This window comes from Bradyrhizobium sp. WBOS08, assembly GCF_024585125.1.
Taxonomy (GTDB): Bacteria; Pseudomonadota; Alphaproteobacteria; order Rhizobiales; family Xanthobacteraceae; genus Bradyrhizobium; species Bradyrhizobium japonicum_B.
The window spans coordinates 229,787-253,617 of sequence record NZ_CP028988.1 but is presented as its reverse complement, the minus strand read 5'-3'; the positions used below and the strand labels follow the sequence as shown (position 1 = coordinate 253,617).

General features: G+C 61.6%; 19 protein-coding genes. 15 read left to right on the top strand and 4 right to left on the bottom strand.

Features of this window, described 5'->3' with window-relative positions; translation table 11 throughout:
* From DCM80_RS01205 to DCM80_RS01185, 5 genes are all read left to right on the top strand, one after another.
* Complete coding sequence (locus DCM80_RS01205; RefSeq protein ID WP_257195365.1) at nt 1–1,065, top strand: branched-chain amino acid ABC transporter permease; 1,065 nt, start codon at nt 1–3, stop codon at nt 1,063–1,065.
* Between the two features lie 2 nt (nt 1,066–1,067).
* Nucleotides 1,068–1,787, top strand: a complete 720-nt coding sequence (locus DCM80_RS01200; RefSeq protein WP_257195363.1) for an ABC transporter ATP-binding protein — start codon at nt 1,068–1,070, stop codon at nt 1,785–1,787.
* The gene (locus DCM80_RS01195; protein WP_257175955.1) at nt 1,777–2,502 is read left to right on the top strand and encodes an ABC transporter ATP-binding protein; all 726 of its coding nucleotides are present in this window, start codon (nt 1,777–1,779) and stop codon (nt 2,500–2,502) included. The genes DCM80_RS01200 and DCM80_RS01195 overlap by 11 nt, the downstream gene beginning before the upstream one ends.
* A gap of 45 nt (nt 2,503–2,547) precedes the next feature.
* A complete protein-coding gene (locus tag DCM80_RS01190; protein WP_257195362.1) occupies nt 2,548–3,309 on the top strand; it encodes an SDR family NAD(P)-dependent oxidoreductase in 762 nt (253 codons plus the stop codon).
* An 87-nt stretch (nt 3,310–3,396) separates the two neighbouring features.
* Nucleotides 3,397–4,800, top strand: coding sequence for an amidase (locus DCM80_RS01185; protein WP_257195361.1), 1,404 nt, complete (start codon nt 3,397–3,399; stop codon nt 4,798–4,800).
* A gap of 92 nt (nt 4,801–4,892) precedes the next feature.
* On the opposite strand, the gene DCM80_RS01180 is transcribed toward DCM80_RS01185, so the two are convergent.
* The 3 genes from DCM80_RS01180 to DCM80_RS01170 are packed head-to-tail and all read right to left on the bottom strand — an operon-like array spanning nt 4,893 to nt 9,913.
* Complete coding sequence (locus DCM80_RS01180) at nt 4,893–7,103, bottom strand: hypothetical protein (RefSeq protein ID WP_257195360.1); 2,211 nt, start codon at nt 7,101–7,103, stop codon at nt 4,893–4,895.
* A 2-nt stretch (nt 7,104–7,105) separates the two neighbouring features.
* The gene (locus DCM80_RS01175) at nt 7,106–8,251 is read right to left on the bottom strand and encodes a phosphatase PAP2 family protein (RefSeq protein WP_257195359.1); all 1,146 of its coding nucleotides are present in this window, start codon (nt 8,249–8,251) and stop codon (nt 7,106–7,108) included.
* A gap of 15 nt (nt 8,252–8,266) precedes the next feature.
* Entirely contained in the window at nt 8,267–9,913 is a 1,647-nt protein-coding gene (locus DCM80_RS01170; RefSeq protein ID WP_257195358.1) for a hypothetical protein, read from the bottom strand.
* Between the two features lie 112 nt (nt 9,914–10,025).
* Here DCM80_RS01170 and DCM80_RS01165 point away from each other — a divergent pair, with 112 nt between their 5' ends.
* From DCM80_RS01165 to DCM80_RS01130, 8 genes are all read left to right on the top strand, one after another.
* The gene (locus tag DCM80_RS01165) at nt 10,026–10,259 is read left to right on the top strand and encodes a hypothetical protein (protein ID WP_028137902.1); all 234 of its coding nucleotides are present in this window, start codon (nt 10,026–10,028) and stop codon (nt 10,257–10,259) included.
* A gap of 378 nt (nt 10,260–10,637) precedes the next feature.
* Nucleotides 10,638–11,738 (top strand): peptidoglycan-binding protein, encoded by a 1,101-nt coding sequence (locus DCM80_RS01160; protein WP_257195357.1) that lies wholly within the window; start codon nt 10,638–10,640, stop codon nt 11,736–11,738.
* Nucleotides 11,739–11,901: 163 nt separating this feature from the next.
* Nucleotides 11,902–12,108, top strand: a complete 207-nt coding sequence (locus tag DCM80_RS01155; protein ID WP_257195356.1) for a hypothetical protein — start codon at nt 11,902–11,904, stop codon at nt 12,106–12,108.
* Between the two features lie 274 nt (nt 12,109–12,382).
* Nucleotides 12,383–14,965, top strand: a complete 2,583-nt coding sequence (locus tag DCM80_RS01150) for a PatA/PatG family cyanobactin maturation protease (protein WP_306594629.1) — start codon at nt 12,383–12,385, stop codon at nt 14,963–14,965.
* An 18-nt stretch (nt 14,966–14,983) separates the two neighbouring features.
* A complete protein-coding gene (locus DCM80_RS01145; RefSeq protein ID WP_257195354.1) occupies nt 14,984–15,199 on the top strand; it encodes a cyanobactin biosynthesis system PatB/AcyB/McaB family protein in 216 nt (71 codons plus the stop codon).
* Between the two features lie 362 nt (nt 15,200–15,561).
* Entirely contained in the window at nt 15,562–17,913 is a 2,352-nt protein-coding gene (locus DCM80_RS01140) for a TOMM precursor leader peptide-binding protein (RefSeq protein ID WP_257195353.1), read from the top strand.
* Nucleotides 17,914–18,034: 121 nt separating this feature from the next.
* On the top strand, nt 18,035–18,223 hold the full coding sequence (locus DCM80_RS01135; protein ID WP_028137896.1) for a DUF5837 family cyanobactin class RiPP: 189 nt from the start codon (nt 18,035–18,037) through the stop codon (nt 18,221–18,223).
* A gap of 141 nt (nt 18,224–18,364) precedes the next feature.
* Nucleotides 18,365–20,635 carry a S8 family serine peptidase gene (locus DCM80_RS01130; RefSeq protein WP_257195352.1) on the top strand — a complete coding sequence of 757 codons (2,271 nt, stop codon included), beginning with the start codon at nt 18,365–18,367 and terminating at the stop codon, nt 20,633–20,635.
* Between the two features lie 271 nt (nt 20,636–20,906).
* Here the strand turns inward: DCM80_RS01130 and DCM80_RS01125 are convergent, their stop codons facing one another.
* On the bottom strand, nt 20,907–22,046 hold the full coding sequence (locus tag DCM80_RS01125) for an acyl-CoA dehydrogenase family protein (protein ID WP_257195351.1): 1,140 nt from the start codon (nt 22,044–22,046) through the stop codon (nt 20,907–20,909).
* A gap of 74 nt (nt 22,047–22,120) precedes the next feature.
* Between DCM80_RS01125 and DCM80_RS01120 the strand changes: the two genes are divergently transcribed.
* Both DCM80_RS01120 and DCM80_RS01115 read left to right on the top strand, forming a co-directional pair.
* On the top strand, nt 22,121–22,987 hold the full coding sequence (locus DCM80_RS01120; RefSeq protein WP_306594628.1) for a FadR/GntR family transcriptional regulator: 867 nt from the start codon (nt 22,121–22,123) through the stop codon (nt 22,985–22,987).
* Between the two features lie 32 nt (nt 22,988–23,019).
* Nucleotides 23,020–23,829 (top strand): enoyl-CoA hydratase/isomerase family protein, encoded by an 810-nt coding sequence (locus DCM80_RS01115; protein WP_028137894.1) that lies wholly within the window; start codon nt 23,020–23,022, stop codon nt 23,827–23,829.
* Nucleotides 23,830–23,831 lie beyond the last annotated feature (2 nt).

The window sequence follows — 23,831 nt, the reverse complement described above, 5'->3', positions numbered from 1 at the left end:
ATGTTGAGGCTGCTGGAAGGCCCACAGACGCTCGGACGCGGCAGGATGTTCTGGACCTGCTTCCTCGTTGTGTTGGGGGGAGCGCTGGCCTACCCGCTGTTCGCCGACTCCTACGATGTCGGCAATTTCGCCTACTTCCTGATCTGGATTTTCATGGCGCTCGGCCTCTGCCTGATGTGGGGCTATGGCGGCATGCTGTCGTTCGGCCAGACCCTGTTCTTTGGCATCGCCGGTTACGGTTACGGCGTGCTTGCGATCAACATGGGCGGCGGCACCGCGACGATCGCCGCGCTCGTGCTCTCCGTTGCCATCGCGATGATCGCGGCGGGCATCCTCGGCTATTTCATGATCTGGGGCGGCATCAACGGCATCTTCTTCGGCATCGTGACGCTGTCCGCAACGCTGGTGCTCGCCTTCTTCCTCGGACAAACGGCCGGACCGGAATGGCACATCGGCTCGGCGCGGCTGAACGGCTTCAACGGCATGAAGGGTATGGACCCTCTAACGGTGGGTGACGTCTACGTCGAGGGATCGGCGCTCTACTACGTCATGGTCGCGCTGATCGTGATCGTCTATCTCGCGCTGCGTATGCTGGTGAACTCGGGCATCGGCAACGTCATCGTGGCGACGCGCGAGAATCCCCAGCGTGCGGAGATGCTCGGTTACGATGTCCGCAAATATCAGCTGCTGACCTTCGTGATCGGCAGCGGTCTCGCCGGCCTCAGCGGCGCGCTCTACACATCCTGGGGGCAGTTCATCACGCCATCCAGCATCGGCTTGCCGGCGGCTGCGATGCCGATCGTATGGGTGGCCTTCTCCGGGCGCAGCGATCTGACTGCGACGCTGGTTGGGTCGTTCCTGCTTCTCTTCGGCTTTCAAACCATCACCGTCTACAGCCAGCAGGCGGCGCTGGTGCTGATGGGCGCGCTGCTGCTCGCGACCGTGATGCTGGCGCCGCAAGGCTTCGTGCTTGGCATCGGTAAGCTCGCCGCCGACTGGTGGCAGGCACGCCGGCGGCGCAGCGACGTAGCCGAAGCCGGCCGCCTGCAACCGGAAGAGTCCTGATCATGGCTCTGGTCGAAGTCAAAGGCGTTTCGAAGCGCTTCGGCGGGCTGACGGCGGTCTCGGGCGTCGACCTCACGGTCAATGCTGGCGAGATACACTGCCTGATCGGACCCAACGGCGCCGGCAAGAGCACGCTGTTCAAGCTGATCGTCGGCCTCTATCCGCCGACCGAGGGCAGCATCCTGTTCGACACCGTCGATATCACGGCCGAGCGGCCCTACACGCGAGTGCAGCGGGGCATGAGCATCAAGATGCAGGCCCCGAGCGTCTTCAAGGAATTGCCGGTCCGCCAGAACATCCAGACCGCGCTGCAGGAGCGACTGTCCGGCGCGGAGCGCATCGCCGAGGAAGACCGCCTGCTGACGCTGCTCAATCTCGCGGCGGATTGCGACAAGCTCGCGGGCGCGCTGTCGCACGGCCAGCAGCAATGGCTCGAAATAGGAATGGCGCTGGCGCTGAAGCCGCAACTGCTGTTGCTGGACGAGCCGACCGCCGGCATGTCGCCGGAGGAGACCTACAAGACCGGCGAACTGATCAAGTCGTTCAACGCAGAAGGCATGACGGTGCTCGTGGTCGAGCACGACATGGCCTTCGTGCGCCAGGTCGCCCAGCGCGTGACAGTGCTGCATCTCGGCAGGATTTTCGCGCGGGGCAATCTCGCGAGCATCCTGCAGGACGAGAAGGTCGCTGAAATCTATCTCGGGAAAACCCATGCTCACTAAGCCCGATGCCGCCGACCGGATTCTGGACGTTTCGGAACTATGGGCCGGATACGGTGCGACACCGATCCTGCAGGGGGTGACCATGTCGGTCTCGCGGGGCGAGATCGTCGGCGTGATCGGCCGCAACGGCGTCGGCAAGTCGACCCTGATGCGATGCATCATCGGGCTGCTCCAGACCTGGCGCGGCACCATCAGTTTCGTCGGACAAGACGTGACCTCGCTGGAGGCCGACGCACGGGCGAGGGCGGGCTTCGGTTACATCCCGCAGGGGCGCGACGTGTTTCCGCAGATGACGGTCGAAGAGAACCTCGAAGTCGGTCGCTTGATCGGCGGTCCCGGAGGCAAGAAGCTGCCGGAGCTCGTCTACGAGTATTTTCCGCGGCTCAAGGAGCGCCGTCGGCAGGCAGCCGGCACCATGTCGGGCGGCGAGCAACAGCAGCTCGCCATAGGTCGCGCGCTGATCGGCAATCCGTCCCTGATGATCCTCGACGAGCCCTCCGAGGGTATCCAGCCGTCGATCGTTCAGCACATCTGCGAGGCGCTCCGGTCGTTCCGCAACGAGCTCGGAACCACCATCATCTTCGTCGAGCAGAACCTCGACACGATCCTGGCGATCGCCGAACGCTGCTACATCATGGAGAAGGGCAAGATTACGCGGTCGCTCGCAGGCGCCGAGGTCAACGAGGACAACGTGCGCGAACAGCTTCTGCTCTGAACGGCCTCAGGCGTGCTTTCAAGTCGTCAATAGGGAGGGAAGAACATGGATCTCGGACTCAAGGGCGCAAAGGTTCTCGTCACAGGCAGCACCAAGGGGATCGGCAGGGCAATCGCCGACACCTTCGCGGCAGAAGGGGCCAATGTCGGCATTTGCGCGCGCAACCAGGTTGACGTCGACAGCGCGGTCACTGCGATCAAGGCGAAGGGCGTCGCCGCGTTCGGCAGCTCGGTCGACGTTTCCAATGGTCCGGCGCTCAAGGCCTGGGTAGAGGATATGGCCTCCAAGCTCGGCGGCATCGACATTGTCGTCGCCAATGTCAGCGCGTTATCGATCGGGCAGGACGAGGAGAGCTGGGAGAAGGAGTTCTCCACCGACATGATGGGCACGGTGCGGCTGATCAATGCGGCGATGCCGTACCTGGAGAAGAGCAAGGCCGCCGCGATCGTCACCATCTCCAGCGTGTCGGGCCGCGAGGTCGATTTCGCCAGCGGTCCCTACGGCACATTCAAGGCCGCGATCATCCACTACACGCAGGGGCTCGCCTTCCAGCTTGCCGGCAAGGGCATCCGCGCCAACTCGGTGTCGCCGGGCAACACCTATTTCGAGGGCGGCGTTTGGAATCAGATCAAAGACGGCAATCCCGAGCTGTACAAGACTGCGCTGGCGCTCAATCCGACCGGCCGCATGGGCACGCCGCAGGAAATGGCAAACGGCGCGGTCTTTCTTGCCAGCAAGGCTGCGAGCTTTATCACCGGGACCAACCTCGTGGTCGACGGTGCGCTCACGCGCGGGGTGCAGTTTTAGGCCCATTCCGACCCGCGCAGCGACGAAACCGGGCCGCCAGCGGCGCCGGCGGGCAGGGCCGTTTTCCGACAACAACAGGGCTGTCAGATGTCAGCAGATCCAATCCACTACAAGTCCATCACCGAGCTCTCCGAGCTGTTTCGTCGCGGCGAGCTTCTGCCCTCGAAAGTGACCGAGGCCATGCTGGGCCGGATCGCCAGGCTCGACGGCAAATTTCACGGCTATGCGCTCGTCCTTGCCGAGCGCGCCATCGCACAGGCGAAGCGCTGTGACGCCGAGCTCGCCAAGGGCATCTGGCGCGGGCCGCTGCACGGCGTGCCGATCGGACTGAAGGACCTCTGCTACACGACCTTTGCGCCGACGGCTGGTGGCACCATGATCCACGCCAAATTCGTCCCGTCCTTCAACGCGACGATCGTGGACCGGCTCGAACAGGCCGGCGCCGTCACGCTCGGCAAGCTAAAAATGACCGAGGGCGCCTACACCAGCCACCATCCGAACGACCAGGCGCCGCTCAATCCCTGGGGTGTCGATTACTGGGTCGGCTCGTCCTCGAGCGGATCGGGCGTGGCGACGTCGGCGGGGCTCTGCTTCGGCTCGATCGGTAGCGACACCGGCGGCTCAATCCGGTTTCCGTCGGCAACATGCGGCCTGACCGGGATCAAGCCGACCTGGGGACGCGTCAGCCGCTATGGAGTCTTCCCCTTGGCGGATTCGCTCGATCATGTCGGGCCGATGTGCCGGAGCGCAGCCGATGCAGCCGCCATGCTCGGCGTCATCGCCGGCGCCGATGTCAACGATCCGACGGCCCTGCAGGCGCCGGTGCCGGACTATCTCGCAGGTATCGGTGGCGGGGTCCGAGGCCTGCGGATCGGCGTAGACCGCAGCTACACCCAGAACGGAATCGATCCGCAAGTGGCTGCCGCGTTGCTGGAAGCCGAGCGGACGCTCGCTGCGCTTGGGGCCGATTTCCGCGAGGTTAAGTTCCCGGCCTACGAGAAGCTCGTAAGCATGTGGATTCCGATGTGCTCGATCGAGACCGCAGAGGCGCATCTCGAAACCTATCCGTCCCGGAAGTCGGAATACGGCCCCGATCTAGCGCAGTTGATCGAGCAGGGTAGATCGATGAGCGGCGTCGAGATCGCGCAGATCCATCACGAGAGGCTGAAGTTCTGCGGCAGCTTGGCGGCCCTGTTTGCCGATATCGACCTGCTCCTGGTCCCCACCATGCCCGTGCCGATTCCGACGCTGACCAAGATGGGCGAGTACGGCGCGGATCCGAACGTGCTGCTCAGCATCTTGCGCTTCACCGCGGTGTTCGACTTCTCGGGCAGTCCGACCATCACGCTGCCGAATGGCATGGCGTCGGATAGCCTGCCGCTCAGCATGCAGCTCGTCGGCCCGCATCTGTCCGAGGATGTGCTCGCCCGCGCCGGGCATGCGTTCCAGTCGGTGACGGACTGGCACACTCGTCGTGCCCCGATCGATTGACTTTCTGGCCCGGTCGGGGGCCGAACCACCGCTTTTCGCATCATGGCCACATTGGCAAGCCAAAATGACCAATTCTGCCAGGTGAAATCGAGTCAGCCGATTCGGTCGTCGTTCGAATTGTCGAAGCCAGGTTGCCAGTGCGGAGGTACGCGTACGAAACCAAGTCGCGCCTTCCTCAGAACTGCGCTTTCATTGTCGTCTGCGCCGTGATCCTCCCAATACCCATGAAGTAACGACCGGTAGTTCTCAAGGGCGGCTTTCTCTACGCACTCATCTCCGGCCGTGACGAAGGCCGCTGTCAGTTGTCGCGCCACGAATGGGGCAGCTGTACTGGTGCCGTCCAAGCGGGACCGTGCGCCGCTCCGAACCCCCGCTGCGATCGTTCCGGTCAGGACTCGTGATCGGTCAGACATGGATGAGCACGCGACCCTGGCCTCCGGCCATCCACTTTCGAGCGCCCCTGCAGAGCTGTAGGCTGCTGGACGGACGCCTTTGAGGGAAGAGCCGAGCCCCGCGCCAAGTCTATAACCGCCCACGATCAGCGAGGTGCGACCGGTGGCCAATCCGTTGAGGCTGCCGAAGCGGCGAACCATCGATCCCGTCGCATCCGTTTCACTGAGATCTCCCTCAGGGGTGTAGCGAGTATTCGCAGGTTGATCGAAATAGCTCTGCCGACTCCCCGAGCGCAGACCTTCGGGGTCCGCAGCACGTTGGATCCAGCATTGGATCGGCTGCTCAAGCGGTGCAGTGTTCTCGTCTCGGCTGATCACGACGGTCCATTGGCCGGATTCGATGGCCGGAAGTGAAGCCATTTCCGGTTCCGTTGGCGCCAGGATGACCAAGACCCGCCATCGTTGCCCCCTGTGCAAATCAGCACTGATCAGACCTACTGGCCGGCCTTCGGCGTTCAAGAGAGGCTTATGTGACCTTGGATCGCCGCCCGTCTTCATCTGATTGAATTGAACAGGCAAGGAGACGCGTGAGCGATCGAGAGGATCGATCAATTTGATCGTGTAGCCGGATGGCTCCAAGTTCCTCGCAAACCAGAGCTCGAGATAGCTGGGTGTCCGATCGTTTGGTTGGATGCGCCAATTCAGCCTGGCTTGTCCGCGATCGAAATCCGCTTCGCTGACGACGGCGTGCAAGCGATCGAGAAAGCTATTTCCGCTCGGCACCACGAGAGCCGTCGGGCCTGTCGAGTGGCGGCGGAGCGCAACCATCTCATCGATCGCTGCCTCGAGCTCCGTCCCGCCGTCGTGGCGCCCTCCGGAAAAACCATAGCTGAAGTTGATGACCAGGCGCGGCTTGTCGATGCCGTATCCTCTGGCGATGACGTCGGCACGGTCGAAGATGTAGTGAAATGCCGACAACATGTACATGTCCTTGCCGAAGCCTGACGTATCCCAGGCGACGGTGTTTGGTAACTGCACGCCGATAATGCGAATTTCCTCGCTTGGGTCGTCACCGCGTTCGGAGGCGCATCCAGCGGCAAGATCCATGACGTGAGCACCGTGGGTAGCGCGCCGGTCGATCAGGCTGCCTAGGGCCTCCGTGTCGACGGCTGCTCCGGCCTTGCGGTACAGCGTGTCTTCGTCGTCTCCGTATTGCGCGATGTAGTCCTCGATCTGGCTCCGCATGTATTCCCGCCCGAACAGAACGCTGTCCTGCTGCGGATTGGCGATGGCTGATTGCAGCCAACAGAACTCGACGCGTGTTCGCGTCCCGCCAAGGTCTCGAAAATTGCGGTGCGCGAAGGGCAGGCCATCGTCGATGACCGCGATGATGGTGATTCGCTTTTGCCCTGATATCCGTCCGCGGAGCCCGTCGTCGGGGCGCCAGTCCGGCCGCTCCGGATAGCGCCCTTGACCAGGATGCATCGCCCGCTCAGGCACCGGAAATGCAACGCGTGTCCGAGCCTCCTCTATCGTGGCAAAATTCGCATCGATGGCGAATTCCGTGTTCAATTGCATCAAGCCTCTGCTGAGAAGGTTGCGAAGCGCCTTCGGCCCCTTGACGTCGTCGAGCGGGTTCTCGACGACGAAGGGAACGAAGGACAGCTTTGCGGCATTCCACAGCGTCGGAAACCATGCGATTCGACGGTCCCCCCGAAGATTGGAGATGGCGTTGATATTCGCCGCTTTCGGGAATTCGGCTAGAGCGGTGATGTATTTCGCGTGGTCGCGGATGGCCGGAAAGGAATAGCCTTGGCCAATTCCGAAGTTCCAGAATTCGTAGGGGCTGAGGTAGACTGGCACGCCGTCCGAGCCATCAGCAAGATCATCGCTCGCGCCATCGTCTGTCATGATCATGCCTCCTGGATGAGGTCAAACTCACCGGATGCCTTGTTCCAAAGCCATTCGAAAAGCTCGGACGATCCAACATCGATAGATCCGGTCTCGGTCACGCCGAAGCCCCGATTGTCGCCCTTCGCGAACTCCTTGACGAAGAAGTCGAGGTCGCCTTTGGCGGAATACCTATAACCAGTCACGGTGGTGCCGGCGCGGCATTTGGCCAGCACGATCTGACCGATGGCGCGGCCCAGGATTGCTCCTGCCCAAGTATCGATCGGAAAATGTACCCCGGCCACGGTCCGATTGACGGCGATGCGCTCCGCCAGCTTGGTGATTAGCGCTTGGCGCGCCTTGACGTCCGGGTAGTGCTGTTGCTGGCGTTCGACAAATCTGTTGAGGACGGTCGCGACTGCGAACGCTTCGGTGGCGTGTGCGCTCGGGAAGGTGCCGTGAGCCGGGGTCGGGATCATCGGCATGACCTGCGCGCCGGTGCGATCGGGGCGCCGACAGGCCAGATGGTGCTTCACAACCATCGCAACGTGGGCGGCAAGCACCTGAGTGATCGTGATCAGCTCGAACGTATGAGTGTTGGCGCCGACTTGAAGGCCGAGCAGCATCGCAAAATACGGTGTGGGAAAGCCGAGCTGGGTGATGATCTCAGGCGTTCGGTCGGGCCGCTGGTCCAGGTAGGACCGCATGAACTTCAACTGCTCCTTGAAACAATCGCTGTCCGGACGCCGCACGGCGTAGAAGCTCCGCTCGCCGCGATCAGGGTCACCGCTGTCACCGTGATGTCGACGGGGGCCATAGCTGAGGGTCACGGTCCTGTCGTCTACGCGCCAATCGAGTTCCTTCAAGAATTCGGTGATGTAAAGCGAGGCTCTCACCCAGTCGGCCCACAAGGCCATGTTGCCGGCGGACGAGAAGGCGAGTTCTTCGATGTCCTCCGCCGTATCGCGGCTGGCGACGTGGGTGATTGCCTGCTCGGCGATCTGCAGACCTTGGACAAGGATCGGATCGTAGACGGGGTCGGCGCCGGCGCCGAGGAAGGAGCCCAGCCCGGTAAAATTGAGATTCCCGCCTCCGGTTCCGCCTGTACCTCCCGTGCCTCCCGTCCCCCCGGTCCCACCGGTGCCGCCCGTTCCGCCTACAATCGACATCAGACGCTCCTTTGTTCAAGAAGGGATCCCGGCAGCGCTCAGCGCTTCGGCCGCGCGCTTGCCGAAGTTGTAGTCCGCAGCCGGATGATCCCGGCGATAAGCGGAGACCGTGAAGTGTGGTTGACGAGTCAAGAGGTCCGACGCCGCCCGCTTGGCGTCCTCGTTTCGACCCAGATTGTGTAAAGCCACGATTTTCGTGCGCAAAGTGGAAATGTGGCGGTGATGTCTCTGCAGTGAGCACTCGGCGAAATCCAGCGCTTCGGCGTATCGTCCGGCGGACAGAAGCGCTGTCGCGCTGAGCGATTCGTAGTAGTATCGAAAGGGATCGATCGGAGACAGGCGCCGCGCTCTTTCGGCTGCCGTGACCGCCGTAGGTCCATGGTCTTGGAATGCGTTCAGCGCGCCCTTCAGGAGCCAAGCCAGCGCCTCATTCGGGTTGCGGCGCAGCGCTTCGTCGTAGCGCGCACTGGCGATATCCATGCGACGCAGCAGATTGTTGTGTGCGAAACCATCGATCGTGAGGCAAAATGCGTTGTCCGGATTGATGTCGAGAGCGCGCGCGGTGCTGTCGAGGGCGATCCGCGTATCCTTGGCCGGATCGGTGCTCCAGCCATTGAAGACGCTCAATGCGTGCCACTTCCCGAACCAGGCGTGGGCTTCAGCGGCATTGGGAGCGCGCTTCAACGTCTCTTCGATAAGTTCGCGCGACCTTGCAAAATCGCGAAGTGCCGGGCGATGCATGAGCCCCACTCCGGCCACTAGGAGCCGATGATCTTCCACGTCGGAGAGTCGACGATCAGACACATGAGAGATCGCATCGTCTGCCACCGTGGCGCCAATGGCGCGCACGATCTCCGCTACGCCTTCCGCGCACCTATCCATGAAGCGGCCGATCGGTCCCGCGAATTGCCGGGTCCACAGGATGCGGCCCGATATCGTGTCAACCAAATCCGCGTCGAGTATGATCTCGCGTGTGGCAACGCGAAGGGTGCCGACCAAGCAATAGTCGACGGCAAGCTGCGCGCGGACTGTTGCGATGTCCACGGCTCGGTGATCGAGCGCCCTGCTGGACCAATGAGAGATCACGGAGGTCAGGTTCGATCGTGAAAGCGAGCGACTCACTTCCTCGGCCAGCCAGTCGCCGAGAACGGCATGCTCGGGTGTTCCACCGATCGTCCGGAACGGCAGCACTGCGACGAATGGCAGCATCGGCGCGGCGAGCGACTGCGTAGAGCAACCGTACAGCGAATAGATCTGCTGAGGATTTTGGCGCATCGCGCCAAGCCAGCTGTTGAAGCCGTCCTCCTTGAGGTTGATCCCTTCGAGCAGTTCCCCGGATCCCGGCCGCCCGATGAAGGAGACGCGGGCGAGGTCGAGCGTGAGGTCGGAATTCGTGCTGCTCAGGACGTCTGTGAAGCAGTCTCCCATGATCTGTCTGATATCGGATAAGGCCCGTCTCAGGCTCTGTCTGCCCGTATCATAGCAAGCCGTGCCCCATAGTGTGTCCTGAAGGAACGGCCTGGTCCGCCGCCCAAATGGTGCGGTCGCCAGGAGGGCAAAAAGGGCCTTGTGCTTGGCTCCGGTTATCTCAAATCCATCCGCCTGTGTGGACCGGACCACGCAGGCTCCAAACAGATTGATTTCAATGCGCTTGATCTCCACCACAGAAATCCCATAGGTGAGACAACTTATCGTTCCGCAATGAATACAACCTAACACTGTATCAAGCGCATATCCAAGTGTCCTCACACATTTTTCACGCCGCCAGCTTTGGATGTTCGCATTACTGTTCTGTATGGCCAAATCGGGCGGCGAGGGTGAGGACGAAAAAGGTCGGCGATCCGGCCTGGAGGCTCCTCGTGACGTGGTGGAGTTCTACTCCCGCTGGGCCGATTTTCGGCAAACGGCCACCCAGATGCTGGATCGGGCCGACCTTTCCCCGGACGAGCGGCAGACGATCTTCTGGCTGATCCAGTTGGTTGACCGCATTAGCGAGCATGATCTCTAGCCGGACGCCGAGCGAACCAACGGGGGTGCTCGAGCTGCTCTGCAACCGGATCCGGCATGATGCCTGAGCCGGCTGGCTGCTCAGTTTCCGCCATCTACTGCCGTCGAGCGCGAAGGAACGACGCAGCGAGTTGAGCGCGTCGGCCGGGCCCGAGGGATGCACTCACGTTTATCTCACGCGACAAAAAGCAAGCCGCCGATATTCTTCGTATCGACATCGCTCGACCAATAAAGGTGAGAGCGCGCTGTTCGCGTCCGCCGGCACGATCAACGGAATCCCTGTCTCGGGCCGTTCGGCTCCCGACCTCAGAACACGATATCCGGCAATTTGTGTCGACAGGGCCTTTACGCTTCACGCTCAGAGCCAGGGAGAACAGGCATGTTGGTATCTCAGTTGTTTTCTGGACACGCAGACCTCGAGTTGATCGCGTCCGGCGGGCGTCGCATGCTGGCGCCTGAGGTGTCGGACAGCGTGGCGCTGGTTCAGCAAGCGCTTCTCGCCATCGGATTCCCCTTGCAAGCTGCCGGCGTCGATGGAGCTTTCGGTCAGGAAACGGGAAATGCCGTAGTCGCTTTCAAGACCGACCGCGGTCTGTTTCCGAACGACCCCGTGGTCGGGGTTGGGACGATCAAACGTCTGGACCGCGAGATCACATGGCTCGAAGGTGGGGATGGAGCGGGACTGATCGACGTCGCGACGCTGGACACAAAGACCCTCGTGCTCGATCCTGTCCACGCGGGCTTCGTCGAGAACACGTTAGGGGATATGTCGATCGGTCAGAAAGTGCTGGACCAATGGGAATTTGGCGACAGGGCCTGTTTTCGCGCCTCATTTCTGTTTGATCGCTTCATCGCGCAGGCGCTCGGTCGATTCATCGAGCCGTTCGTTTTCGAGAATTTCTGCGAGAGGACGGGGCCCTGCACTGCCGACGACTTTCTGGACGAGGCGGGACCGCTGAACTACACGGCGTTCCTCAAGCCGAGAAATCCGACAGTTCCGCCAGGGCGCATTGACGAACTGGCCAGCATGCGGCGACCGGACATCATCTCCCACCGCGCCTTCAAGGAATGGTACGAGATCAAACCGGCCAGCGTCTGGAGTGCGGGCGAGGCCTGGATCAAGCTGAACAGCATCATTCCAGCCTATGCGGCGCGTGGTCTGCCTTACAAGCCCGGTGAGAAATATGTGCCGACCGATGTCGTGCTGGGGCGCTTCCTCACGCCTGAAGGCGAAAAGCTCGATCTGATCCTCAGCCTGCGCCGGCAGGCTCCAGGTTTGATCTTCTACATTCTCTGTGTGAAGGGCGACTACGTCAGGTACTTCAACCGCGTCCGGATCGCGGCCGGCGTCGCGGCGCTGCTGATTGCGCTGAGCGAAGTCCTGGTGCCGGCAGCAGAAGTGGCGGGCGTCCTTGCGACCCTCCAGGAGATCCTGACCGCGCTATCGATCGTAGCGGCGCCGGCGCTGCAGAGACTCTGACTGCCGGCAAGAGCGATCGTCGTGCAGCTGTCCATCTCAAGCACAGAGCGCGGCAATCTCAACGCAGTGCAGGCATTCAAAGTGCGGTTCACGCTTAACTCACGCGACAACGCAGGCGCCGTGGCTATCATGGCTCCATCAATCCCACCAGGAGGACCAAGTGATGTTTCCAGTTCAATCGGCACCGATCGGTCGCAGCATACTCAACAAAAGCTTGTCGTCGCGAGAGATCGGGCACGATCCCGCAGGTTCGGGCACGGCTGACGTCGCGACGCAGTTGGATGGGTCGATCCATCAACAGGGCTTCTTCAGTGATCTTGGAAGCCATCTTGGCAGTGTGATCGACGATCTGGTCGGTCAGATCTTTTGACCTGAGCGTCGACAGGATCGAGATCCTTCCGAAATGCGGCGCGCCGGGCTACATCGGTCTGTGCGCGCTCTTCTGCCGACACGGTACACGCCTTGGGCCAGAGATCGAGCGTCAAGGATACGACCCCCACGCGAAGGGCAGCGATAGTGCCAAGTGCGCAGCGGGCTGTTCGAAATGATCATGCAAGTATGAAAGCTAAGGCGCGACAACATTCGTCTTGAGCTCATCGCACCTTGGCGGCTTTGGCCAGCATTCGAACTGAGTGAGCTCCTTGATGCTTCAAAGGCGCCACGAGCTGTCTGCACCGGCCGTTGGATCGACAGTCCCATTCAGCCTCATGACGTCAGCGCTGGTTCGCCGGGCGGCCCGCAGAGCTCGGTCGAAAACGGGGCGTTGCGCATTTCATCTCGATCTGCGGCGGGACGCTGCGATCACGACGCGCACTCACACCTATAGCGAGTCATTGATCGATTGCGGAGTCAGCGTCGACACGCGATCAGGCCGCGCACCTATCAATGACGTCATGCATTCGGCGTCCGAAGTTCGCGGGAAGGTGGATCGTATCCGGGATAGGAAAAATCACGCTTATCTCACGCGACAGAAATCGTTCAACAGATATCATTGCGAACTGAGATCGTGTTCACCCAGCGGACGTCGTCGCTGGGATCGGCAACTCCAGCGCAGCTTGAAGAGCTGGAGCGGCCGACGTCGAACTGAGATTTCAGGTGCGTCTTCGAAGGAAGCGAACGAGATGGCAAGTCGATCTGCCTTAGTTGCTGGCAGGCATGTTGAGCGGCCGTCCGGGTTTGGCGCCGCAGGCTCGTCACCGTCGGGTGTGGAGACGCGCAGCGTGCTGTGGACGCCTGGGGGCAGTCCTAACAATGTGCAACGATTCGATGCCGGTAGAGGCTCGCCGGGCGTTCGTATCGCCGTGCTGGACGGCCGTGTCGATCTTGAACATCCATGCTTCCGAGGTGCTCATCTTGCTCTGCTGCCCAGCATGCTCCCTGCGGATCAAGAGTCGTTGGGCCCGATGGCCGCGCATGGGACTCACATTACGAGCGTCATTTTCGGTCAACCCGGCAGCGAAGTCGAAGGGCTCGCGTCGGGCTGCAGTGGACTCATTATTCCGGTCTTCTTCGAAGATCGCCGGAGCGCCTCGCAGCTCGATCTGGGCCGTGCCATCGAGCTGGCTGTCGATCATGGCGCGCACATCATCAATATCAGCGGCGGTCAGCTGACGGACGTTGGGGAGGCCGATACCTGGCTGGAGAACGCAGTGCGCCTCTGTGCCGATCGCAACGTCCTCGTGGTGGCGGCGGCCGGCAACGACGGATGCGAGTGTCTGCACGTTCCGGCGGCGCTCCCGATGGTGTTGCCGGTCGGCGCGCTGGATCGCCAGGGCCGACCGATAAATTTCAGCAACTGGAGCGGAGCGTATCGCTCCAAAGGCTTGATGGCCCCAGGCCAGGACATCCTTGGCGCCAAGCCGGGCGGCGGCGTGACGCGTCGCAGCGGCACCAGCTTTGCGGCGCCCATCGCGGCCTCGGCTGCCGCGCTGTTGTTGAGCCATCAGGTCGATCGAGGCTCGCAGCCTGATCCGCATTTCATTCGCCAGCTGCTGCTCGACAGTGCGTTGCCATGCGACGGCTTGGGCTCGGACGAGTCTGACCGATGCTTGGCGGGGAGGTTGAACTTACCAGGTGCTTTCGAACTCTTGAAACGGAGTATAGGACAAATGACCAGAACCACGATGACGGTGAACACGGCGATCAGCCCTCAGTGCGCTTGCAACGAGCTCGAGGAGCCGAACACGGTCGCACAGGCAGAAGTAGCGGAGCCGAATGCGGCGGACCTGCGTCTGGAGTCGTCGCAAGGCGCCATCCAGTCGCTGGCTGCGATGGCGCTCGGCAGCAGCCGGCTGCCGGACGAGGGCGCCGGCGCCCGGCCGGCTGCAGCACGCGCCGCGCCCGGCATGGCGCTCAGCTCGGTGGTGCCGAGCTCCATACCGGACATGGATGAACCTGCCGGTCTGGTCTATGCACTCGGCGTGCTCGGCTATGATTTTGGCACGGAGGCGAGACGGGACAGCTTCAAGCAGCTGATGCCGGACTACAACCAGGTTCCTGCAAATCCTTACGACGCGCGCCAGATGGTCGAATATCTGAAGACCAATCTTGCGGAAGCCAAATCGCTCATCTGGACTTTGAATATCGAGCTGACGCCGGTGTATGCCATCGAGCCGGTCGGGGCATTTGCCCGCGACGTTTATGAAGTGCTCCTCACCATGCTCGCCGGCGAGATCAGGATGGAGTCGGACGCAAATTTCGTTCAGCGCGTGGCCATTCCAGGCGTGCTGACGAAGCGCACGGTCAAGCTGTTCTCGGGGCAGATCGTTCCGGTGATCCAGCCGGTCAATACGCGCGGAATGTATGGCTGGAAGACCAACGCACTGATCGATAACGCATTGAATGCACTTGCCAGCGATGGGGTGGAGTCGGATCAGGCCGAGAGCATCCGTTCGTCGCTGGAAGCATTTCTCAACCGTGTTTACTACGACTTGAGGAATCTCGGAAAAACATCCCGCGACCGCGCGCTGAACTTCGCCGTCACCGACGCATTCCAGGTCGCTACGACGTTCAGCGACTCGCTCGTAGCTGGAATGCAGCTCGATGAAATTGCGGTCGACAAGAGCCCGTTCTGTCGCATGGACAGCGATTGTTGGGATGTGAAGTTGAAGTTCTTCGATCCGGAGAACAACAAACGCGCCAAGAGGATATTCCGCTATACGGTCGATGTGAGCGACCTCATACCCGTCACCATGGGCGAGGTCCGGTGGTGGACCCAACCCAATTGATTCCGGGAGGACACACGCATGGTCAACATCAATCCGATCCTTTCAAGGCCGGTGAAGCGTCCGCATTTCGTGGACCCATCGACATGTGTCGATGTGGTGCATGGAAGGCCAGGGGATTTGATATCTCTGGCGATCTCGCTGATCCACGGCGCGAATTATAACGATCCGGCTCCGTTTGAATGGGCTGCACCTGAGCAGGTCATAAGTTCGGCATTCGTCCACCGGAGGTTTTGACGACATCATGACGCGGGACGCGATGATCGGCCGGCAGTGCTGGGCGACCATCGTGCGAGGCCGAACGAGTTCAGCAAGATTATTTCGCAGCGAACGAGGAGCTGTCGGCAATGACGAAGAAGCCGCGAACGGAAAAAAAGCGCCCCAGCGGGTCGATCACCTGGGACGAGGCAAGAGCGATGGGCATGAGCTATCGCAGCTACCTCCAAGGACTGACGGGGTTAGTGGACAGGAACGCGAAAGGAGCGTCGGCCGGAGCGGAAGATGCCGACAAATCGTACCTGCGAGGAAGGATTTGGGCATAGGCGATTGGCGGACGGGGCAGTCGCCCGGCTCGACGACGAAGGGATCGGATGAGAGACATGCAGGCTGAGGTCGCTGACTATATGGCGAGTTGTTGCGCGAGCCCGGTGCGGCTGTGCATCAAGCCGAACTTCAGTGTCGAGCTCGTCGAGCCGATGCATGTATATTTGCTCAGCGAGCACGCATCTCACGTCCTGACAGGGCAATTGTATTGCGCCATCGTGCCGTTGCTCGATGGTCGATACACCATCGACGAGATTCATTCGCTCTTGTCTGAGACAATTTCGAGTGACGTTGTAGATCATGTGATCGCGCGGCTGAGCAGGCTGGGCTTTCTCGTCGAGGCCGTCGACGGAACAGTTCCCGGCGTCGCGGCATTCTGGAGCGAGCTTGGCTTCGATCCAGGCCGGGTCGTGATGCAGCTCCGGCAGAGCAGGATCTCGCTGGTGGCCGTCGGCGATGTCTCCGTCGCGCGATTGCTGACGTCGATATCGGAGGCGGGCCTCGTTGCTGATATCCGGGCAGTTCAGAGAAGCGGCGATGCGGCGGCAATTCTGCCCGACCTTCAGGTCGTCGTGACCGACGACTACCTGCGTCCGGAGATCGAGGAGATAAACCGGGTCGCATTGAAGACCCGACGGCCCTGGATGCTCGTCAAACCTGTCGGCAGCGTCATCTGGCTCGGTCCCATCTTCGTGCCGGGCGAAACTGGCTGCTGGCAGTGCCTGGCTCACCGCTTGCGGGGCAACCTCGAAGTAAAGGAGTCCATACACCGGCAGAGGAAAGCCCAGGCCGACGCTCCGATTTGTCTGCCGACGTCACGGCCTGCGCTTCCGTCAACTGTCGACCTGGCGCTGCATTGGACGACGACGGAGATTGCAAAATGGCTGGCAGGGCGGACGCTCGGGCCCGAGGACGGCAATGTCGGGGCGGAGACCCTGGCGGGTAAGATCCTCACGCTGGATCATCTCAATCACGGCTGCCAAACGCATTCACTGCCGCATCGGCCCCAGTGCAGCTGTTGCGGCGATCACGGCCTGATCGCTCGTCGAGGTTTTCAGCCGATCATGCTGGAATCGTCGCCGAAGCGGAATGTCGAGGAAAGCGGCCACCGCTCCATGACGCCAGAGCAGACCGTCGCCCGCTATCAGCACCTGATCAGCCCTGTCTCCGGAATAGTCACGGAATTGACGAGGATCTCAGATCCCGCCAACCATTTGGTTCACACCTATAGATCGAGCCATAGCCGGGGCACCGTCGGGTCTCTGCGCGGCCTGCGCCGGATCCTCCGACACACCAGCTCCGGCAAAGGCAAGACCAGCGAGCAAGCCCGCGCCAGCGGTCTCTGCGAGGCGATCGAACGTTACTCGTTCATCTATCAAGGTGACGAGCCGCGGATCAACGCCACTCTGGCCGAGATGGGCGAAAACGCGCTCCGTCCCGAATGCTGTCTACAATTCAGCGAGGCGCAGTACGCAGATCGCGAGACGTTGAATGCAAATTCGGCAACCGGCAGCAATTGGATTCCCATGCGCTTCGACCCTGGCCGGCCGATCGACTGGACACCGGTTTGGTCGCTCACGCATCGACACCAGAAATTTCTGCCGACGGCCGCTTGCTACCAATGGTACCCGCTCCCAAGGGATCATGAGTTCTGTCGGGCGGATTCAAACGGGAACGCCGCCGGGAACAACCTGGAAGAAGCGATTTGTCAGGGGTTCCTGGAAGTCGTCGAGCGGGATTGCGTGGCGCTTTGGTGGTACAACCGCTTGCGGCGTCCGGCCGTCGATCTGACGAGCTTCGATGATCCGTACTTCCGCAATCTCGAGCAGTACTATCGGGATGTCGGCCGGGAGATGTGGCTCCTCGATCTCACTGCCGATCTCGGGATCCCGGTCGTGGCCGCGGTCTCCCGAAGGATCACGGGCAGCAGTGAACGGCTGATTGTCGGCTACGGAGCCCATTTCGATCCAGCGGTTGCCGTGACGAGAGCGCTGACCGAGATGAGTCAGGTCGGCCTGGAGTTGGACAAGATTCCTGATGAGCTGATCGATGCCGAAAGCGCCGAGTGGCTGCTCGGCGCGCGAATAGATGACAAGCCTTACCTTGTCCCTGACCGGCTGGCACCGGCTACGAAGTCCGTTGATTTCAAATCAGCCTGGACGGGCGACATACGCGACGATGTCGATATTGCCGTTGCCGCTTGCCGGCGCATCGGTCTCGAGGTCCTGATTCTCGACCTCACGCGGCCCGACATCGGGCTCAACGTCGTCAAAGTCGTCGTGCCGGGCATGCGCTTCTTCTGGAAAAGGTTTGCGCCGGGGCGTCTCTACGACGTGCCTGTCAGGCTCGCCTGGTTGAATGAACCAACCCCCGAAGCACTGCTCAACCCGACGCCGATGCCGTTCTAGTTGACGCCGCGGGTTCCGCTAGTACCGGACTCTCACGGCGAGCCTGGCTTTCTCCGCAAGGAGGAGGAGTACGCGACCCGCTCAGAGTGGTCGAGCATGCGTCTATCGAAGGAGACAACCTATGAAGATCACGAACAAGAAGCCCGTGCAGATCGCGCCGGTCTCTCGCAGCATCGTCGGAAATTCGGCCGACCTGTTGTCCGAGCTGTCGGAGGAAACCCTTGCCGGCGTGACCGCGTCGGTCAGCGTCAGCGTTCCCGGCGTCGGCTCGGTTACGATCACCTGTGCCTATTCGGGTAGCGCCGAATAGAGCCGGACGACAATCACCAACGGATCGGCGACGGTTCATTGGTGATCCGTCGAATGTGAAGGGGAGCGCTCGTCGCCGGCGCGGCGAGCGCTCCCAATCCCGGAAGCCGAGTGGTCGAGCTTCTGACAAGGTCAACCCGCCGTGCGCGATTCTGCCGATTGCAGCGGCAGCGGCGGCAGGCTTTTGATTTATCTCAGACGAGCGAGCAGCCCGATGAGTCTGGATTCTTCGAAACTTCTGAACGCCCCATCGGTGCGAGCTGCCGGCCTCTATGGGCGGTTTGTCGACGGCCCCTCCACCGCGAGAGGCGTGACTGCGTCCAACCTGATTGTCGATGCCGCTGCCGTTACAATTCCCCACGATTTGGATGGCCGCATTCCTGGTCTCGGCGAGCTCCGAAAGCGGACGTTGGGCGACCCTCGAGTCACCATCGTCGTTCTCGACGGCTACCCCGACCTGACATTGTCAAGTCTTCGCAGCGATCGGATCTCGATGCTGCTTCCGTATTGGCATGAGCGGGCGAGCCCGATCACGGCTGAGCAGCACGCCTTGTTCCGCGAGATCGCGAACAGTGATCTTCCTGATGAGCAGAAGGAAGAGAGACTTCTCACCGAGTTCTCGCCGGACATCCTGCTTCGGATTCTGGGCGACCGTCACGCCACTCACATCACCAGCGTCATCGCAGGGCGGCCTGGCACACCGGCGCCGGGCATCGCGCCGGATTGTCGGGTGATCGTCGTGCCGATGAACCAGGTTGGCGAGGCGGGGGAGTTCATATCGCCGCTCAATCTCGCCCGGGCGTTCGATCTGGCCCATGATTGGGGAGCTGACGTGATTCATTGCGCCGCGTGCGTGCCGACTCGAACCGATGCGCCACACGACCTGCTGGCGCGCGCGGTCCGCCGATGTCTCGACGACAACATCCTGATCGTGGCGCCGGCCGGCAATAACGCGGGCGATTGCCGCTGCTTTCCTGCCGCACTTCCGGGGACGCTCGCAGTGGGCGCTCTGAAGGACGACGGCAAACCGTTCAAGTTCAGCAATTGGGGCGGCAATTATTCGGCAGACGGCATCATGGCGCCGGGCGAAAACATCCTCGGAGCGCAACCGGGAACGGATGAGCCGATCCGCGAAATGGGGACCAGCGTGGCGGCGCCGATCGTTACCGGCATCGCCGCCTTGCTGATGAGCCAGCAATTGCAGGCCGGGCAGCAGATTGATGCAGCGGCGATCCGCGCGGCGCTGCTCGATACGGCGCGCTCATGTGATCCAGCCGTCATCGACGAGCCGGAACGTTGTCTTCGAGGCGTGCTGGATCTGCCCGCGGCCTTCGAGGCGCTGTTCACGTCGCGCGGCGGGATTGGTGCGAGCGGCAGAGACGGCCGTCTCCTGGCCGGTGTCGGAACCGTCCCCCAGGCCGGCGTGATGGCGAGTGCCGCATCATCGTCTGTCGAGGAGACCCTCAGTCCATCGGCTTCGCCACCGACCGTAACGGGCTCTGCCGCTTCGGCACCGGCTTCGGTCGGCGCGACTGGGGGCGTCGAGCAAAGCACCGCTCACTCCGGCCTGGTCTATGCGCTCGGCAGCTTGGCCTACGACTTCGGATCCGAGATCGGCCGCCAGGAGTTCGAGCAATATATGAGCCGGGAGGCGGGGCGTGCCGGCCCGGACCGGCCAACGCCGCACGAGGTGCAACATCTCATCGAATACCTCGATCGGCACCGGACGGAGCGGGATTGTCTGATATGGACTTTGGTGATCGGCGGCTCGCCGGTCTATGGGCTCGTTCCCGAAGGCCCTTTTGCCGACACGATCTACGAGACCTTTCTGCAACTCTTGGCCGGTCAAAGCCTGACGCCGGATCAATCCGAGTTCATCGAGAGGATCAGCATCCCGGGCCGCCGTACCGGCGAAATGATAAGGCTTCAATCAAAGGTGGAACTCCCGATCGTTGCCGTCACTGATTTGCGCGGCATCTACGGCTGGAAGATCAACGAGCTGGTCGACGACGCCGTGGACAGGATACACGGCACGGAGACGACCCCGGCGCGCGCATCTCTGCATCATGCGGTAACCGACTTCCTCAGTCGCGTGTACTTCGAGTTGCATAATCTGGGACAGATGTCCAGAGATCGTGCAATGAACTTCGCAGCAACGAATGTGTTTCAGGCTGCATCGGCTTTTGCTGCAGCAATCGATGAAGGGCGCGTGCTCGACACCATCGCTGTGACCAAGAGCCCAGTATGTCGAATGCACAGCGACTGCTGGGAGTTGTCCTTCACGTTCTTCGATCCGGACGACGAGGGAAGAGCAGCGAAAATATTCCAGTTCACGATTGATGTATCTGAGATGATGCCGGTTACGGTCGGTAACGTGAAGAGATGGTTCAAGAGGCGCGGTTCCGGACACTAACATTGCAGCTGTCCCTCCGGTCGCCTTCCGACTACATGGGCGTATGCTGGCTGCGTAACCCTTCTCGGGGGCATGGCGCAAACATGGCGATCGCGCCGCTGATGAGCAGCTGAGCATTCTCGGATTGGCGATAGTCCAGGAGGAGAGTTGGTACCGTGCTTTTCCAACTGACTGCCGGAGAATATCGGATTAGCCATTTCGTATCCGGCTTTGGCGCGCTTCCGAAACGCCAAACGCCACGACGTTCCTCCGAGTTATATTTAGTTGAGATCTATCGCAACAGCTCGCGGGCGATTACCACGCGCTGGATCTGGTTGGTTCCCTCGAAGATCTGAGTCAGCTTCGCGTCGCGCATCATTCGCTCGACGGGGTAGTCCATGGTGTAGCCATAGCCGCCGAAGATCTGGACGGCGTCGGTCGTCACCTTCATAGCCACATCGCTGCCGAAGCATTTCGCCATGCTGGCAAGCAGATTCAGGCGCTTCCAGTCGCCTTCATCGCCGGCCCGTGCGCAGTCATAGACGAGCGCGCGCGCGGCCTCGATCTGGATCGCCATGTCTGCGAGCATGAACTGCACGCCCTGGAATTCGGAGATCGACTTTCTGAACTGCTTCCGCTCCTTGGCGTAGGCGATGCAGACATCGAGCGCACCTTGGGCCAGGCCGACCGACTGAGCGCCGATCGTCGGGCGGTTGAGATCGAGCGCGCGCATCGAGGCACGAAAGCCCTTGCCCTCTTCCCCCACGAGGTTTTCGGCGGGCACCCGCACATTGTCGAGGAAGATCGGCGTATTGGGCGCGCCGCGAAAACCCATCTTGCGCTCATGTCGGCCGAACGACACCCCAGGCATCTTCTTTGGCTCGATGATGAAGGCGCTGATGCCGTCGGCGCCCGGTCCGTCGCCGGTCCGGGCCATCAACACGATGAACTCTGCCTCCACGCCATAGCTGCACCACTGCTTCCGGCCGTTCAGGATGTAGCTGTCGCCATCCTTCTGCGCGCGCGTGTTGAGGGCGGTGACGTCGGAGCCGGCCTGCGGCTCGGAGATCGCGATTGCCGTAACCACGCCGCCCTTGGCGATGATCGGCAGGAACTTGCGGCGCTGCTCCTCCGAGCCGAAATGGAGCAGCGGCATGATGAACATGGTGTTGAGTCCGGCAATGGACGCGCAGGCGGGAGAGACCTTCGATATCTCCTCCCGCGCGATGCACATCATGGTGAGGTTGCCATTGGGGCCACCGTACTGCTCGGGTACCCAGAGTTGCATCAATCCCATCTCGCCGAACAGTTTCACCAGTTCGGTCGGGAAACGATCGGTCTCGTCGATCTCCGCGGCGATCGGGGCCACATGTCTGGCCACCATCCGGCGGATGCTCTCGCGGAACGCGGTTTGCTCTTCGGTGAAACTCATCGCGGCGTTTCCTTGGGGGAAGCTCCAAAGAAAGGGCTTCCATTTAATGGGTGATCCATTTAATAATCATTGCCATGATGATGAAGTCAAGACCGCAGGCATCCCCTCCCTCAAAGTCCGGAACATCGGGCCGACGCGACCGCCCCGCGGATAGCCGCGTGGCAGGGGCGCCAACGGCGCCGAAATTCCGGCCGATCCATACGCGTCGGGCATTCGAGGAGATCTGCGAGAGGATCAGGGAGCAGCTCGCGTTGGGCGTGCTCAAACCCGGTGACAAATTGCCGCCGGAGCGCGACCTGGCCCAGCAATTGGGCGTGAGCCGTAACGTCCTGCGTGAAGCTCTGCGGAGTCTGGAGATGGCCGGAGTGCTTCGGCTGCGAAAGGGCGTGAAAGGCGGCGCTTTTGTGCGCGAGGGCGATACCGGCCGCATGAATCTCGTCATGCGCGACATGTTGAGTCTGGGCACGATCTCCGTGCGCGAGCTGTCCGAGGCGCGGATTGACGTGCTGGATCTCGTGGTTCGGCTGGCCTGTGCCAACGGCAAGCCGGTCGATTTCGATGCGCTCGAGGCCAACATCGAGCGCACGGAGCTCGCGACGCAGGAGGGGCGTCTGCTCGACCGCGTCGAATGCTCGCGCGAGTTCTACAAGCTGCTTGCGGTTGCGACCGGGAACAAGGTGATCGCGATGATCCTCGATTCGGTCACCGAGATCCACATGCGGTTCGTCTATGCCAAGGTCGTGTCGAGCGGTGTCGCGATGGCGCGGTTGGTGGAGACGCGTCGAAAATTTCTGACGGCGCTCCGGGCACGAAATGCAGCGACTTCGTCACGCCTGATGCGTACCCATCTCGAGTCAGTGCAGCGCATGCTGGAGCAGGATCCCGGTGCGATGTCGCTGCAGGTCGCGCTTGCCGAGATGCAGCCGGGCATGCGCCCCTGAACGAGAAGCGATGAGCCAAAACGGAGGAAACCGTGTCGATCTACGCCAAATACGAATGCCTGAAAGTCGAGGTCGCGGACAAAGTCGCGACGGTCACGCTGAACCGGCCGGAGGCGCGTAACGCCATCAATCAGAAACTGATCCGTGAACTCAGGACTATCTGGGACGATCTGGCCGACGATCACGCCGTCAACGTCGTAGTGCTCACCGGCGCCGGCGATTTCTTCAGCGTCGGCGGCGACGTCAAGGCGATGTCGGAGCGTCCCGGCGGGGACGTTCTGGAGGAAGGCGAGATCCATGATCCCATGATCAGCCGACGCGGCGTCACCCGGCAGCTCGAGCTCGACAAGCCCATCATCGCGGCGATCAACGGCGATGCCATCGGGCTGGCTGCGACCCATGCGCTGCTGTGCGATATCACGGTCATGTCCGAGGACGCCCGCATCGGCGACACGCATGTCTCCCGCGTCGGGCTGGTCGCCGGAGACGGCGGCACCGTGATCTGGCCGTTGCTGGTCGGCATCAACAAGGCCAAGGAGTTCCTGATCCGCGGCACGCTGCTCAAGGGCAGGGAAGCCGAACGGATTGGCCTGGTCAATCACGTGGTTCCTCGTGCCGACGTGCTGGGCAAGGCGCGGGAAATCGCCATTGAACTGGCGAACGGCCCGACTTGGGCGATCCGCTGGACCAAGCTGTCGATCAACCAGATCGTGAAGGATCGCGTGAACATGTTGCTGGAGGCGTCAATGGCGCTCGAGCAGGTCACGTTCGAGACAGCGGATCACAAGGAGGCCACCATGTCCTTCAAGGAGAAGCGCAAGCCGAGGTTCGGTCAGGCTTAGGC

What these genes read in the sequence shown, in the direction of transcription:
- DCM80_RS01205 (WP_257195365.1), top strand. Translation starts at nt 1, where the DNA reads ATGTTGAGGCTGCTGGAAGGCCCACAGACGCTCGGACGCGGCAGGATG.
- DCM80_RS01200 (WP_257195363.1), top strand. Translation starts at nt 1,068, where the DNA reads ATGGCTCTGGTCGAAGTCAAAGGCGTTTCGAAGCGCTTCGGCGGGCTG.
- DCM80_RS01195 (WP_257175955.1), top strand. Translation starts at nt 1,777, where the DNA reads ATGCTCACTAAGCCCGATGCCGCCGACCGGATTCTGGACGTTTCGGAA.
- DCM80_RS01190 (WP_257195362.1), top strand. Translation starts at nt 2,548, where the DNA reads ATGGATCTCGGACTCAAGGGCGCAAAGGTTCTCGTCACAGGCAGCACC.
- DCM80_RS01185 (WP_257195361.1), top strand. Translation starts at nt 3,397, where the DNA reads ATGTCAGCAGATCCAATCCACTACAAGTCCATCACCGAGCTCTCCGAG.
- DCM80_RS01180 (WP_257195360.1), bottom strand. Translation starts at nt 7,103, where the DNA reads ATGACAGACGATGGCGCGAGCGATGATCTTGCTGATGGCTCGGACGGC.
- DCM80_RS01175 (WP_257195359.1), bottom strand. Translation starts at nt 8,251, where the DNA reads ATGTCGATTGTAGGCGGAACGGGCGGCACCGGTGGGACCGGGGGGACG.
- DCM80_RS01165 (WP_028137902.1), top strand. Translation starts at nt 10,026, where the DNA reads ATGTTCGCATTACTGTTCTGTATGGCCAAATCGGGCGGCGAGGGTGAG.
- DCM80_RS01160 (WP_257195357.1), top strand. Translation starts at nt 10,638, where the DNA reads ATGTTGGTATCTCAGTTGTTTTCTGGACACGCAGACCTCGAGTTGATC.
- DCM80_RS01155 (WP_257195356.1), top strand. Translation starts at nt 11,902, where the DNA reads ATGTTTCCAGTTCAATCGGCACCGATCGGTCGCAGCATACTCAACAAA.
- DCM80_RS01150 (WP_306594629.1), top strand. Translation starts at nt 12,383, where the DNA reads ATGCTTCAAAGGCGCCACGAGCTGTCTGCACCGGCCGTTGGATCGACA.
- DCM80_RS01145 (WP_257195354.1), top strand. Translation starts at nt 14,984, where the DNA reads ATGGTCAACATCAATCCGATCCTTTCAAGGCCGGTGAAGCGTCCGCAT.
- DCM80_RS01140 (WP_257195353.1), top strand. Translation starts at nt 15,562, where the DNA reads ATGCAGGCTGAGGTCGCTGACTATATGGCGAGTTGTTGCGCGAGCCCG.
- DCM80_RS01135 (WP_028137896.1), top strand. Translation starts at nt 18,035, where the DNA reads ATGAAGATCACGAACAAGAAGCCCGTGCAGATCGCGCCGGTCTCTCGC.
- DCM80_RS01125 (WP_257195351.1), bottom strand. Translation starts at nt 22,046, where the DNA reads ATGAGTTTCACCGAAGAGCAAACCGCGTTCCGCGAGAGCATCCGCCGG.
- DCM80_RS01120 (WP_306594628.1), top strand. Translation starts at nt 22,121, where the DNA reads ATGATGATGAAGTCAAGACCGCAGGCATCCCCTCCCTCAAAGTCCGGA.